Origin of the sequence: Methylorubrum sp. GM97, from assembly GCF_024347855.1 — a bacterium.
GTDB lineage: Bacteria > Pseudomonadota > Alphaproteobacteria > Rhizobiales > Beijerinckiaceae > Methylobacterium > Methylobacterium extorquens.
In genome coordinates this window covers 2,400,591-2,413,675 of record NZ_AP025942.1, presented here as the reverse complement: position 1 = coordinate 2,413,675, position 13,085 = coordinate 2,400,591, and the positions used below count along the sequence as shown (strand labels likewise).

The 13,085-nt window shown below is 69.6% G+C and carries 11 protein-coding genes; 7 read left to right on the top strand and 4 right to left on the bottom strand.

The window, feature by feature from the left end; all coding sequences use genetic code 11:
• Positions 1-31: 31 nt before the first annotated feature.
• On the bottom strand, positions 32-535 hold the full coding sequence (locus MSPGM_RS11295; protein WP_003603570.1) for an Lrp/AsnC family transcriptional regulator: 504 nt from the start codon (positions 533-535) through the stop codon (positions 32-34).
• A gap of 264 nt (positions 536-799) precedes the next feature.
• Between MSPGM_RS11295 and MSPGM_RS11290 the strand changes: the two genes are divergently transcribed.
• From MSPGM_RS11290 to MSPGM_RS11275, 4 genes are all read left to right on the top strand, one after another.
• Positions 800-1,609, top strand: a complete 810-nt coding sequence (locus MSPGM_RS11290; RefSeq protein WP_012752798.1) for a phosphoadenylyl-sulfate reductase — start codon at positions 800-802, stop codon at positions 1,607-1,609.
• On the top strand, positions 1,609-2,538 hold the full coding sequence (gene cysD / locus MSPGM_RS11285) for a sulfate adenylyltransferase subunit CysD (protein WP_003606413.1): 930 nt from the start codon (positions 1,609-1,611) through the stop codon (positions 2,536-2,538). Before MSPGM_RS11290 ends, cysD begins: the two co-directional genes overlap by 1 nt.
• Positions 2,538-3,947 (top strand): sulfate adenylyltransferase subunit CysN, encoded by a 1,410-nt coding sequence (gene cysN / locus MSPGM_RS11280; RefSeq protein ID WP_003606415.1) that lies wholly within the window; start codon positions 2,538-2,540, stop codon positions 3,945-3,947. Before cysD ends, cysN begins: the two co-directional genes overlap by 1 nt.
• 185 nt (positions 3,948-4,132) lie before the next feature.
• Positions 4,133-5,173: an alginate O-acetyltransferase AlgX-related protein gene (locus MSPGM_RS11275; protein WP_003606416.1), complete on the top strand. Its 1,041-nt coding sequence runs from the start codon at positions 4,133-4,135 to the stop codon at positions 5,171-5,173.
• Here the strand turns inward: MSPGM_RS11275 and MSPGM_RS11270 are convergent.
• The gene (locus tag MSPGM_RS11270; RefSeq protein WP_012253683.1) at positions 5,085-6,032 is read right to left on the bottom strand and encodes a YihY/virulence factor BrkB family protein; all 948 of its coding nucleotides are present in this window, start codon (positions 6,030-6,032) and stop codon (positions 5,085-5,087) included. The two genes, MSPGM_RS11275 and MSPGM_RS11270, sit on opposite strands and share 89 nt — an antisense overlap.
• 107 nt (positions 6,033-6,139) lie before the next feature.
• Between MSPGM_RS11270 and MSPGM_RS11265 the strand changes: the two genes are divergently transcribed.
• The 3 genes from MSPGM_RS11265 to MSPGM_RS11255 all read left to right on the top strand — a co-directional run bounded on the left by MSPGM_RS11265 (position 6,140) and on the right by MSPGM_RS11255 (position 11,439).
• On the top strand, positions 6,140-7,030 hold the full coding sequence (locus tag MSPGM_RS11265; protein WP_012752796.1) for a DMT family transporter: 891 nt from the start codon (positions 6,140-6,142) through the stop codon (positions 7,028-7,030).
• A 162-nt stretch (positions 7,031-7,192) separates the two neighbouring features.
• A complete protein-coding gene (locus tag MSPGM_RS11260; protein WP_003597210.1) occupies positions 7,193-8,881 on the top strand; it encodes an acyl-CoA dehydrogenase family protein in 1,689 nt (562 codons plus the stop codon).
• Between the two features lie 146 nt (positions 8,882-9,027).
• On the top strand, positions 9,028-11,439 hold the full coding sequence (locus tag MSPGM_RS11255) for a putative bifunctional diguanylate cyclase/phosphodiesterase (protein ID WP_003597208.1): 2,412 nt from the start codon (positions 9,028-9,030) through the stop codon (positions 11,437-11,439).
• 34 nt (positions 11,440-11,473) lie between these two features.
• On the opposite strand, the gene MSPGM_RS11250 is transcribed toward MSPGM_RS11255, so the two are convergent.
• Positions 11,474-11,665 (bottom strand): hypothetical protein, encoded by a 192-nt coding sequence (locus tag MSPGM_RS11250; protein WP_003597207.1) that lies wholly within the window; start codon positions 11,663-11,665, stop codon positions 11,474-11,476.
• Between the two features lie 87 nt (positions 11,666-11,752).
• On the bottom strand, positions 11,753-13,024 hold the full coding sequence (locus MSPGM_RS11245; protein ID WP_003597205.1) for a glycosyltransferase family 4 protein: 1,272 nt from the start codon (positions 13,022-13,024) through the stop codon (positions 11,753-11,755).
• Between the last annotated feature and the right edge of the window lie 61 nt (positions 13,025-13,085).

Below are 13,085 nucleotides of genomic sequence, written 5' to 3'. Positions count from 1 at the left end.
ATTATTCGCTGTTGCGCTGCAAAAAGGAAGTTTATTCTCCGACCACTGCCAGCCGCGGCTCGGCTCGTCCCCGCGGGGGCGGCGCCGGCAACGGCAGGGCGGTCGTCGACTTCACCTTTTCCATGGCGAAGCGCGAGGTCACGTTCTTGAGAGGCAGGGTCGCGATCAGGTTCTTATAGAACGTGTCGTAGGCCGCCATGTCGGCCACGACGACGCGGAGCATGTAATCGACGTCGCCGGCCATGCGGTAGAATTCGAGCACCTCCGGCATCGCCGCGATCCGGTCGGCGAATTGCTCGAGCCAGTCCTTGGAATGGTCGGCGGTCTCGATGGAGACGAAGACGGTGAGGCCGAGCCCCAGCTTCACCGGGTCGAGCACGGCCACGCGCCGGTCGATCACGCCGTCGGCTTCAAGGCGCTGAATCCGCTTCCAGCACGGGGTCTGCGACAGCCCGACCTGCTCGCCGATGGCGGCGATGGAGAGCGTGGCGTCCTTCTGCAGGAGCGCGAGGATCTTCAGGTCGATCGAGTCCAAGGGGGCCTCTCCGGAGTTTGTGGCGAGGATGGTCTCACGAGGGCGTCGCCCGGAAAGCCGGGCGACGCGCCCGATCGGGCGCCTCGTTGAGAAGATTCTTTTCTAATTGGGCAACAATCCGCCGCGGCGGCCGTTGCAGGCTCGTTCGCGGCGCAGCGGAGGATTGCGTGCGCGAAAGCACCGCAAGGGCCCCGGCGCCTTGACATCGTTCGTTATAGCGAACATTTCAGAGCTCCGACAAGCAGGCAATCCGATTTTACGCACATGACCGCTGCTCTCGTCCGAGCGGCCGGGGACCTCGCCGAAGCCATGGCGGGGCTGGACCTCCGGGGGCGCATCCGCCTCGTCGAGGACCGCATCCCGGGCCGGCTCGTCTTCACCACCAGCCTCGGCATCGAGGATCAGGCGCTCACGCACGCGCTCGCCCTGAACAAGGGCCGCACCGAGATCGTCACCCTCGATACCGGCCGGCTCTACCCCGAGACCTACGACGTCTGGACCGAGACGGAGGCCGCCTACGGCATCCGCATCCGCGCCTATGCGCCGGAGCGGGTGGCCGAGGAGGAGTTCGTCGCGCGCGAAGGCATCAACGGCTTCCGCCACTCGGTGGCCGCGCGGCAGGCCTGCTGCGGCTTCCGCAAGGTCGAGCCGCTGGGCCGGGCGCTCACCGGCGCGGCGGCGTGGTTCACGGGGCTGCGCGCCGGGCAATCCGCCAACCGCGCGGACACGCCGCTGGCGGAGGCCGACGAGGGCCGCGGTTTGATCAAGGTCAACCCGCTCGCCGACTGGTCGCGCGCCGACGTCGATCGCTTCGTGCGCGAGAACTTCATTCCCTACAACGCCCTGCACGACCGCGGCTTTCCCTCGATCGGCTGCGCGCCCTGCACCCGCGCCGTGAAGGTCGGCGAGGACGAGCGGGCCGGCCGTTGGTGGTGGGAGCAGGAATCCAAGAAAGAGTGCGGCCTGCACCTGCACAGGCCGGAAGGTGACGTGGCGCCCGGACAGGAGGCCGCCGCCTTCGAGGAGCCGGCCAGCGCCGCGACCTCACGCGAACACAGAAAGGAACTGGTCTGATGAGCGCTGCCGTCGCCGCGCCCGCGCGCACCCGCCTGACGCATCTCCAGCGTCTCGAGGCCGAGAGCATCCACATCTTCCGGGAGGCGGTCGCCGAGGCCGAGAACCCGGTGATGCTCTACTCGATCGGCAAGGATTCGTCGGTGCTGCTGCACTTGGCGCTCAAAGCCTTCGCGCCTGGGCGCCTCCCGTTCCCCCTGATGCACATCGACACGACCTGGAAGTTCCGCGAGATGATCGCCTTCCGCGATCGGCGCGCCAAGGAGCTTGGGCTCGAACTCATCGTGCACACGAATCAGGACGGGCTTGCCAAGGGCGTCGGCCCGGTCAGCCACGGTTCGGAAGTGCACACCGACGTGATGAAGACGCAGGCCCTGCGGCAGGCGCTCGACAAGTACAAGTACGACGTGGCCTTCGGCGGCGCCCGCCGGGACGAGGAGGCCAGCCGCGCCAAGGAGCGCATCGTGAGCCTGCGCAACGGCCAGCACCGCTGGGACCCGAAGCGCCAGCGCGCCGAGCCGTGGCACCTCTACAATTTCAAGAAGCGGCGCGGCGAGAGCTTCCGCGTGTTCCCGCTGTCCAACTGGACCGAACTGGATATCTGGCTCTACATCGAGCAGGAAAACATTCCGATCGTTCCGCTCTACTTCGCCGCCGAGCGCCCGGTGGTGGAGCGCGACGGCCAGCTCATCATGGTCGATGACGAGCGCTTTCCGCTGGAGCCGGGCGAGACCCCGCAACAGCGGCAGGTCCGGTTCCGCACGCTCGGCTGCTACCCGCTGACCGGGGCGGTCGAGAGCCCGGCCGCGACCCTGCCGGAGATCATCGGCGAGACGCTGGCCGCCCGCACCTCGGAGCGCCAGGGCCGGGTCATCGACAAGGACGGCGCCGGCGCCATGGAGCGCAAGAAGCAGGAGGGCTATTTCTGATGACCATCCATCAGTCTCCGGAAGCGTTCGGCTACGACGCCTTCCTGCGTCAGCACCAGAACAAGGAAGTGCTGCGCTTCATCACCTGCGGCTCGGTCGATGACGGCAAGTCCACCCTGATCGGGCGGCTCCTGCACGACACCAAGCAGATCTTCGACGATCAGGTGACGGCGCTCCAGCGCGATTCGCGCAAGCACGGCACGCAGGGCGGCGAGGTCGATCTCGCGCTGCTGGTCGACGGGCTTCAGGCCGAGCGCGAGCAGGGCATCACCATCGATGTCGCCTACCGCTTCTTCTCGACCGACCGGCGCTCCTTCATCGTCGCCGACACCCCCGGCCACGAGCAGTACACCCGCAACATGGCGACCGGCGCCTCGACCGCCGACCTCGCCGTGATCCTGGTGGACGCCCGCCACGGGCTGACCCGCCAGAGCCGGCGCCACGCGCTGCTGGTCTCGCTGCTCGGCATCCGCCGCGTCGCGCTCGCCATCAACAAGATGGACCTCGTCGGCTGGTCGCAGGACAAGTTCGAGGCGATCGTCTCCGGCTTCCAGGCCTTTGCCGCGCCGCTGAACTTCACCGAGGTGCGGGCGATCCCGCTCTCGGCTAAGAACGGCGACAACGTCGTCCTGCCGGGCACCGCCGCGACTTGGTACACGGACGTTCCGCTGCTGCGCTATCTCGAAGAGGTGCCGGTGAAGTCGGAGGAGCGCGCCGCCGCCTTCCGCATGCCGGTGCAGTGGGTGAACCGTCCGAATTCCGACTTCCGCGGCTTCTCGGGGCTGATCGCCTCGGGCTCCGTCGCGCCGGGCGATGCCGTCACCGTCGCGCCTTCCGGCAAGACCTCGACGATCGCCCGCATCTTCACCGCCGACGGCGATCTGGAACGGGCGAGCGAGGGCCAGTCGGTGACGCTGGTGCTGGCCGACGAAGTCGATGCCTCGCGCGGCGCGGTGATCGCGACCTCGGACGCGCCGCTGACGCTGACCGACAGCCTCGACGTGCGCCTGTTCTGGGCCGCCGAATCCGATCTCGTCCCCGGCGCCAACCTATGGGCGAAGGTCGGCACGCAGACCGTCAACGCGGTGGTGAAGGCGGTGCATCGCCGGATCGATCCGGAGACCGGACAGGCCGGTCCGGCCGACAAGCTCGCGGTCAACGACATCGGCGACGTGACGCTGACCCTCGACCGGCAGATCGCGGTCGATTCCTATGCCGAGAACCGCGACACCGGCAGCCTAATCCTGATCGACCGTGAGACCACCGACACGGCCGCGCTCGGCCTCGTGCAGAGGGTCGTTGCGTCGAGCAAGGTCGCTCCGGCGCCGACCGCGTCTGTGACGGCTTCGGCGGAGCCCGCACGTAGCGGCGGTTTGCTGGCCGGCCTCAAGCGGCTGTTCGGCGGATAAGACCCTCACGGTAAAACCCCTCTCCCCTCTGCGGGAGAGGGTGGCCCCCGAAGGGGGTCGGGTGAGGGGCCGGCTCCGCACTGTCCGGAAGCGTCGCTCCCCTCTCCCGCCCGCTGAAGCGGGCACCCTCCCCCGCAGAGGGGGGAGGGTTTGGCGCCTGGCGTCCGCCCCGCTAGAACCACCCCATGACCTCCGCCCCCGACCCGGCCGCCGACGTGTACGAGGGCCGGGACGGCTGGCTGTTCCTGATCCGCGGCAACAACCGGGTGCTGGAACAATATGGCCGGCCGGGCGTCTCGCGGCGGACGCTGTGGCGCTGGCGGCGGATCATCGAGACCCGGATGCGGCGCTGTGCCCGGCTCGGCGCGACCTATTTCCACGCCCTCGCCCCGGAAAAGCTCACCGTCTATCCCGAATGGGCCGAGGGGCTCGCCTTCAACTCGGCCCGCGCCCCGGCACTCCGCCTCGCCCGCTGGCTCACCGCCTCGCCGGGCGCCCGCGCCTGGGTCGATCTCACCGGCGCCTTTCGCGCGGCGAAGGACGGCCCACCGCTCTACCTGCGCACCGATACCCACTGGACGCATCAAGGCTGCGTGCTGGCCTACCGCACGATCCTGGCGCGGATGGGCGTGCCCCCGCGCGACGACATCGAGGCCCGGCGCGAGCGCATCGCCCTCCCCTTCACGGGTGATCTCGGCCTCAAGTTCATGCCCCACCGTTCGGAATCGGCGGAAGGCAGCGCGATCGCAAGCGAGGCCCGGCGCATCCATGCCAACGGCCTGCTCTTGGAGATGGAGGCGCTCGGGCGCGGCGGCGATGCCCATCTCGGCGCGCATGCGGTGTTCCGCAACGACGATCCGGGGGCCGATCCGCGCCGCCTCGTGATCTTCGGCGACTCTTACGCGCAGCACACCCCCCACAGCCCGGTCGCGACGCTCACCGCGCTCTTCGCCGACACCTTTCGCGAGGTGCATTTCCTGTGGTCGACGGGGATCGACTGGCACTATCTCGACGCCGTCCGCCCCGATTTCGTCCTGGGCGAGATGGCCGAACGCTTCGTGATCGACCTGCCGCCGCACGGCATCCGCATCGAGCGGCTCGCGGAACTGGCCCGCGAGCGCAAGCTGATGGGCGAGTTCACGGCAGCGGATTCGCGCTCACCCGCACCGCCTCCGCCTGACGCGCCCGCATCCGTGCCTGAAGCCGCTGACGCCGCGCCGCGATGACCGTGCCGTTGATCTCGCCGCCGAACAGGAACATCGCCGCGAGCCAGTAGAGGAACACGAGGAAGATCATCGCCGTGGCGAGGCCCCCGTAGGTCGAGGCGTAGGCGTTCGAGAAGCGGTCGAGATAGTAGCCGAAGCCGAGGCCGGCGAGGAACCACAGGCACAGCGTCACGACGATGCCCGGCAGCACCGACAGCACCGGCCGGCGCCCGGCCGCGACGAATTTATGCGCGATCACCAGCACCAGCGCGATCAGGAAGGCGGTGACGCCGATGCGGCCAATGGCGACGGTGAGCGCCAGCGGCTCCAGCCCTGGCGCGACGAAGACGAGCTGGCGCCAGATCAGCGGTCCGAGCACCACGAGCAGCGCGAAGGCCAGCATCGCGAGGGCGCCGCAGACGACGTAGCCGATCGATTCGAGCCGGGTGAGCCACCACGGCCGCGCCTCGCGGATGCCGTAGGCGCGGTTGAGCCCGACCCGCAGCGACTCGACCCCGGAGGACGAGAAGTAGAGCGCCAGCAGCGCGCCGAGGGTCAGCACGCCGCCGCGCTGCTCGGTGAGCAGGCGGTGCACCTCGCCAACGATAGGTTTGGCCACCTCCCGCGGCACCGCGTCGAAGATCAGCGTGCCGGCCTCGTCCGCCAGTGACTTGCTGCCGATCAGGCCGGCGAGCGCCGCGAGCAGAATCAGGAACGGAAACAGCGAGGTCAGCATCGACAGCGCGATGTGGCTGGCGATCGCCCAGCCATCATGGGCGACGAAGCGCTGCGCGGCGATGCCCGTCACGTCGAGGATCTTCTTGAATCGGCTCAAGGGAGGAGATGGCTTCTTCGGCTGAGTCGAGGCGGGCCGCTCCATACGGGCCAATGAACGGTGCGCGTCAATCTCGGGCGCGAGCCAAGCATGGCCGCCCTCAGGTTTCTCCGATTGCCATGAGGTCGGTTGCGTGCTGCCTGCCGGGCGCCATGTCGAGCCTTCTCTCCAGCCTGATCCCGGCCGCCTTCGTCTTGATCTGGGCGAGCGGCTTCGTCGCCGCCCGCTACGTGGCGCCCTATGCCGAGCCGCTGGCCTTCGTCGCCCTGCGGCTGGCCCTGGTCTCGCTCGTCCTGGCCGGCATTGCCGGCGTCCTACGCGCCCGCTGGCCGCGCAACGCCGCCGGCTGGCGCGACGGGATGGTCGCGGGCGTGCTGATGCAGGGCATCTATGTCGCCGGGGTGTTCTGGTCGGTGCATCGCGGCCTGCCCGCCGGCATCGCGGCGCTGGTCGGCAGCCTCCAGCCGCTGCTCACCGCGGCCGCCTCGCAGCCGCTGCTCGGCGAGCGGGTCGCGCCCCGACGCTGGGCCGGCATCGGGCTCGGCTTCCTCGGCGCGGGGCTGGTGCTCGCGCCGAAGCTCGGGGCGGTCGATGCCGCCGGCATCCCGCTGGAGGCGCTCGCGGTGTGCCTCGCCGCGATGCTGGCGATGACGGCGGGCACGCTTTGGCAGAAGCGCAGGGGCGCGGGCGCCGACCTCGTCACCAATGCCTGCCTGCAATTCATCGGCGGCACCGCCTTCGCGGTCCCGCTCGCTCTGATCGCCGGCGAGACGCATCTGAGCCCGAGCCTGCCGCTCGGCCTCGGCATGGCGTGGTCGGTCCTCGTCAACTCGGTCGGCGGCATCCTGCTGCTGCTGGCGCTGATCCGGCGCGGCGCGGTGGCCGGCGTCGCCTCGCTGCTCTTCCTCGTGCCGCCGGTTTCGGCGGCGATCGCCTACGTGATGTTCGGCGAGGCGCTGACCCCGGTGCAGATCGCCGGCATGGTGGTGGCGGCTGCCGGAGTCGGCTTGGCGAGCGGACCCCAGACACGCGCAACACGGTGAACTGTATGATGAATTCAGCCTAAAGACGGGGGATGCGGCGATGAGAAACCACTATTGTGCCGGCGATCGGGCCTATAAAGGAAGCATCTAACCGGTTTCCTGAGAACCGCGCTCCGTCACGCCAGCCACTTCGGCGCGGAGCGCCTGAGAAGAGAGTCGCACATGGCCGCTTCCCCCGCCGTCCAGCCCGCCAACGACCCGACCGATTTCGTCGCCCTGGCCAAGGACGCCGCCGCGGGCGCCAAGGCCCTCGTCGCCGAGGCGACCGCCCGCGTGAAGGCGCGGGTGACGGGCCCCGAGGGCAAGCTCGACGCGGGCGCGCTGGAGCGCGAGCAGCACGCCGCCCACGGCCTGTCCTGGCTCGCCACCTACGGCGAGGCGGTGCGCGAACTCGCCGATTACGCCGAGCGGCTTCAGGGCGAGGGCAGCTTCGGCGAGACCGAAGCGCTGCTCGTGAAGATCGGCGTCGGCGAATATCTCGACCAGATGTTCGGCGGCATCCCGATGAGCCAGGGCGAGATGGTCCGCCCGACCGCGCTCGGCTTCACCGCCGCCGAACTCGCTGGCCTGCGGACGCCGGCCATCGACGCCATGGTGGCCGAGGGCAACACGCCCGCCAACCGCGCAGCGCTGGTGGCCAAGATCCGCGAGGCCACGAGCGCGGGTGCGGCGACCATCGGCGCTTCGGGCCTCGACGAGGACATGGAGGCGATCCGCTCCGAGATGCGCCGCTTCGGCAAGGCCGAGGTGGTGGAGCAGGCCCACGAGTGGCACCTGAAGAACGCCTACATCCCGATGTCGATCATCGAGAAGATGGCCGAACTCGGCGTGTTCGGCCTCACCATCCCCGAGGAATACGGTGGCATGGGCATGCCGAAGGCCGCGATGTGCGTGGTCTCGGAGGAGCTGTCGCGCGCCTATATCGGCGTCGGCTCGCTCGGCACCCGCTCGGAGATCGCCGCCGAGCTGATCCTGTGCGGCGGCACCGAGGAGCAGAAGCAGCGCTTCCTGCCGGGCATCGCCTCCGGCGACATCCTGCCGACCGCCGTCTTCACCGAGCCGAATACGGGCTCCGACCTCGCGAGCTTGCGCACCAAGGCCGTCAAGGACGGCGACCATTGGAAGATCTCGGGCAACAAGACCTGGATCACCCACCCCGTGCGCGCCGACATCATGACCGTGCTCGTGCGGACCAAGCCCGAGGAAAAGGGCCATCGCGGCCTCTCGATGCTCATCGCCGAGAAGCCCCGCGGCACGGACGAGCAGCCCTTCCCGGTCGAGGGCCTGTCGGGCGGCGAGATCGAGGTGCTCGGCTACCGCGGCATGAAGGAGTACGAACTCTCCTTCGAGGACTTCGCGGTGCCGGCCAACAACCTGCTCGGCGAGATCGAGGGCAAGGGCTTCGCCCAGCTCATGCAGACCTTCGAGTCGGCCCGCATCCAGACCGCGGCCCGCGCCATCGGCGTGGCGCAGTCGGCTCTCGATATCGGCCTGCGCTACGCCGAGGAGCGGGTGCAGTTCGGCAAGGCGCTGGTCGAGTTCCCGCGCGTGGCCGACAAGCTCGCGATGATGGCGGTGGAGATCAACATCGCCCGACAGCTCACCTACTTCTCCGCCCGCGAAAAGGACGAGGGCAAGCGCTGCGATCTCGAGGCCGGCATGGCCAAGCTGCTCGGCGCCCGCGTCGCCTGGGCGGCGGCCGACAACGCCCTGCAGATCCACGGCGGCAACGGTTTCGCGCTGGAATACAAGATCAGCCGCGTGCTCTGTGACGCGCGCATCCTCTCGATCTTCGAGGGTGCCGCCGAGATCCAGGCCCAGGTCATCGCCCGGCGCCTGCTGGAGCAGTAGTCAAGGCACAACTCGCCCTCGATCGGCGCTATACTGGTCGAGGGCGATCCATCCTTCAGATTCAGCCTGAATAGCCGGCTCATATACTCCCCCTCAACGAATGATCGCTAGGCCGTGATCCGATCCTCCCGGAGCACGGCTTTCGCTTGCCCATCCCGACCTCAGACGCGTCCGCCGCCGCGCTGGTCCAGCACTGGCGCAGTTGCCGGTCCCGCCCCGGGGCGATGCCGGGTTACGATGCCGTCGTCCTGGGCAGGCTCGGCCGTCTGGCCGACCGCTGCGCCCTGGTCGCCACCCGCGAAGGCCGGGCCGAACGCATCCTCTGGGGTGGCACGGGATTTCGCGACTGGTTCGAGGACGAGATCCGCGACCGGCCACTCGTGCAGATGCCCGATGAGATCCGCCGGCCGATCGAGGAGATCGGGATCGCCGCCCTGCGCACCGGCGAGCCGGCCGGGGCCCGATGCGACCGAATCACCGACGGCGTCGTCACCACCTGGAATCTCGTCGGCGTCCCGCTCGCCAACGGCAGTGGAACGCCGCTCCTCCTCGTCCACGTCGACAGCGAGGGTGTGCGCACCGAGTTGATGCAGGCGATGTTCGGCGCGACCGGCCAGGGCCTGATGGCGCTGGGCGCGATCCGTGAGGCATCGGGTGCAGTCGCGGACTTCAAGATCGTCGCCCTCAACCAGGGCGCCGCGGAGATTCTCGGGCGGCCGGTCGCGAGCCTGCAATGGCAGCGGCTGGGCGATCTCGTGCCCGTTCGGCTCGGCGTGACGCAGCGGCTGTCGGGCGTCCTGGGATGCGCCGACCGGGCGACGTTCGAACTCGCCGTGCCGCGCGCCGACCGGACGACGCTGCACCTGAAGGTGGAGGCGCAGGCCATCGGCGATCTCGTCGCCGTCGCCATGACCGATGTCGGGGACATCAAGGCGCGTGAGGCCTCGTTCCGGTTCCTGTTCGAGAGCAATCCGCTGCCGATGTGGCTGGTCGATCAGGATTCGGCCCGCTTCGTCGCCGTGAACGAGGCGGCGGTCGCGCATTACGGCTACAGCCGCGAAGCCTTCCTGGCCCGAGGGCTGCAGGACCTGTCGGAAGCCGTCGCGTTCAGTTTTGCCCGCGACGGCCGCCTGCACCGCCATCGTCGGGCCGACGGCTCGTTGATCGACGTGACGCTGTTCGAGCGCAGCCTCGCCTTCGAAGGTCGCCCGGCCGTGCTCGGCGCGGCCATCGACGTCACCGAGCAGCGCCGCGCCGAGGCGCGCATCACGCACATGGCCCACCACGATGCGCTGACAGGCCTGCCGAACCGGGCGCTGTTCACGACCCGCCTCGCGGAGGTGATCGCCGAGCACGCCCGCACCGGCGCGGGCGCCGCCCTGCTCTGCCTCGACCTCGACAAGTTCAAGCTCGTCAACGACACCCTCGGCCACCCGGCGGGCGACACCCTGCTCCGAGCGGTGGCGGACCGGATCACGGCATGTCTGCACGGGGAGGATCTGGTCGCGCGCCTCGGCGGCGACGAGTTCGCGGTGCTGCTGCGCACCCCCTACGCCGGGACCGTGTCCGCCGTCGCCGGCCGGATCATCGAGGCGTTGTCGCATCCCGTCAGGCTCGGCGACCGGGAATGCCAGATCGGCGTGAGCGTCGGCATCGCCTGCCTGCCCGAGCACGGAACCGATTCCGATACCCTGCTGCGCCACGCCGACCTCGCTCTCTACCGGGCGAAGGCGGATGGCGGCTGCATCGCCCATTATTTCGAGGCGGCGATGGACAGTTGGGACCGGTCACGGCGCCGACGGGAGGCCGACTTGCACGAGGCCTTCGCCCGGGGCGATCTCGCGCTCGCCTACCAGCCGGTCGTCGGCGTCCGCTCGCGGGCGATCGTCGGGTTCGAGGCGCTGCTGCGCTGGCACCACCCGGTCGAGGGAGCGATCCCGCCGTCCGAATTCGTGCCGCTTGCCGAGGAAACGGGTCTGATCGTGCCGATCGGCGCCTGGGTGCTGCGGCAAGCCTGCGCCGAGGCGAGCCTGTGGGCCGATCCGGTTCGGATCGCGGTGAACCTCTCGCCGGTGCAGTTCCGCGATCCCGGCCTCGTTGCGACGGTGCGCGAGGCGCTCGCCCTTTCCGGGCTCGCCCCGCACCGGCTCGAACTGGAGGTCACAGAATCGGTGCTGCTGGCCGCGAGCGAGGCCAACGTCGCGACGCTGCATGCTCTACGGGATCTCGGCGTACGCATTGCGATGGACGATTTCGGAACGGGCTATTGCTCGTTGAGCTACCTGCAGAAGTTTCCCTTCGACAAGATCAAGATCGACCGTTCTTTCGTAAGCCGGCTCGGCGAGGATCCGCACTCGACCGCGATCGTGCAGGCAGTGATCGGCCTCGGCGCAAGCCTCGGCATCGTCACCGTGGCCGAGGGTGTCGAGACCGAAGTCCAGTTCGCCCATCTGCGGGCCGAGGGCTGCGAGGAGGTGCAGGGCTACCTGTTCGGTCGGCCGATCCCCGCACCGCAGGCCGTCGGGCCGATTCGGCGGGAGCCGGACGTCGCCGCGTGAGGCGGGAGGGCGAGCGGGTCGCCCGCCCGACCCCTTACTTCGTGATCTTCACCGAGACCGGATCACTGGACGGGAAGGTCTCCTCCAGCGCCTCGTCGAGGCGCTCGTCCTTATGGTCCTTCTGGTTCTCGGCCAGCGACTTGTCGCCTTTGCCGTCCCGTTGGCCGTCCTGCTGGAAGCCTTTGGGCTTGGTCTCGTCGGTCGGCTGCTTGGTGGTCTCGGACATGGGGATCGGTCTCCGTTGTCGGGCGCGCCGCGTGTCGCGGCCTTCATGCGCACCAACGCGAGGCGGGCGTTCCTGTTGCGTCGCGGCTCACAGGCCGGCGGATGCCGCGCCGCGCAAGCCCGGCCCCTCGACCGGGCGAAGAGCAGGCGCCTCGCGCATCACGAGGCCGTAGACCTGCTCTAGCCGGTCGAGATGCGCGTCCACGCTGAGCGGCGCCGCCCAGTAGCGCTCGTAGGCGCGCTCGGCCATGCGGGCGGCGAGCGCGTCGTCCGACAGCCGGGTGAGGTGGGCGGCGAGCGCGCCGGCATCGCCGGAGCGGAACCAGAACCCGTTCTCGCCGTCCTCCACCGCCTCCCGCCCGGCACAGGCATCGGAGACGATGACCGGGCAGCCGCAGGCGAGCGCCTCGTAGACGGTGAGCGGCTGGCCCTCGTACCAGATGCTCGGGAACACCAGGGCGCGGGCGCGCCGCATCAGGGCCTGCACCTCGGGCCCGGTCTTCCAGCCGAGCATCACCGCCTCGGGATAGCGCGCCTTCAGCTCCGCCGCGTTCGGACCGTCGCCGACGAAGACCGGGCGGATTCCGGCCCGCCGCGCCGCCTCGGCGAAGACCGGCGCGCCCTTCTCCGTCGAGATGCGGCCGACGAACAGGACATCACTGCGGCCTTCGTGCGCGGGCGGCTGCCGCTCGACCGAGATCGGATTGTCGATCCGGTGGAACACCGTGCGCGGGGGCAGGAGCGGTGCGATCACCCGCTCTTGGAGCGCGCTGATCGTGACCACGTGACGGAACAAGGTGGGCAGGCCGGCGACGTGTTCCAGGCCGAGATGGCGCACCACCCGCAGGAGCTTGCGCGGGTAGGAGCGCGCGTCGCAATTCGTGGTGAGGCAGGCCGCCGACATCGGGGTGCGATGGCAGATCCGGTCGGCCGGATATTCGTAGAAGCCGCCATTGGGGCAGACGAGGAAGAACTCGTGCATCGTGTAGAGGCACGGCAGGCCCGAGCGCCGGATCGCCGTGCCGATCGAGGGCGAGAGCGCCTTGGCGAAGGCGTGGACATGCACCAGCGTGTCGCGCGGATCGCACAGCGTCAGTTCCGCGGCGAGGCGGGCGGTAGCGCGACGGTTCCAGATCGCCTGCACGGCGAAGGCGAGCTTGTTCGTGGTGGAGGCGATGTCGTCCTGCCCGAGGCAGACCACCCGCGCCCCGCTCTCGGCGAGCCGGGGATCGACCGGGCCGACCGCGGCGAACACCGTGACCCGGTGCCCGCGCTGGCGCAGGCCCACGGCGGAGTCGAGGGCGACCTTGGCTTGGCCGCCATTGATATGGGCATGGTCGAGAACGAGGACGACGTGCACGGCGATTCCCGCTCCCTCGCCACCTCGTGACACGCCCGATGCACGGTGCCCCACGGAGGAT

Excerpts from the sequence above, each read along its gene's own strand:
- MSPGM_RS11270 (WP_012253683.1), bottom strand. The coding sequence starts at position 6,032 with ATGGAGCGGCCCGCCTCGACTCAGCCGAAGAAGCCATCTCCTCCCTTG.
- MSPGM_RS11250 (WP_003597207.1), bottom strand. The coding sequence starts at position 11,665 with ATGTCCGAGACCACCAAGCAGCCGACCGACGAGACCAAGCCCAAAGGC.
- cysD (WP_003606413.1), top strand. The coding sequence starts at position 1,609 with ATGAGCGCTGCCGTCGCCGCGCCCGCGCGCACCCGCCTGACGCATCTC.
- MSPGM_RS11275 (WP_003606416.1), top strand. The coding sequence starts at position 4,133 with ATGACCTCCGCCCCCGACCCGGCCGCCGACGTGTACGAGGGCCGGGAC.
- cysN (WP_003606415.1), top strand. The coding sequence starts at position 2,538 with ATGACCATCCATCAGTCTCCGGAAGCGTTCGGCTACGACGCCTTCCTG.
- MSPGM_RS11290 (WP_012752798.1), top strand. The coding sequence starts at position 800 with ATGACCGCTGCTCTCGTCCGAGCGGCCGGGGACCTCGCCGAAGCCATG.
- MSPGM_RS11265 (WP_012752796.1), top strand. The coding sequence starts at position 6,140 with ATGTCGAGCCTTCTCTCCAGCCTGATCCCGGCCGCCTTCGTCTTGATC.
- MSPGM_RS11260 (WP_003597210.1), top strand. The coding sequence starts at position 7,193 with ATGGCCGCTTCCCCCGCCGTCCAGCCCGCCAACGACCCGACCGATTTC.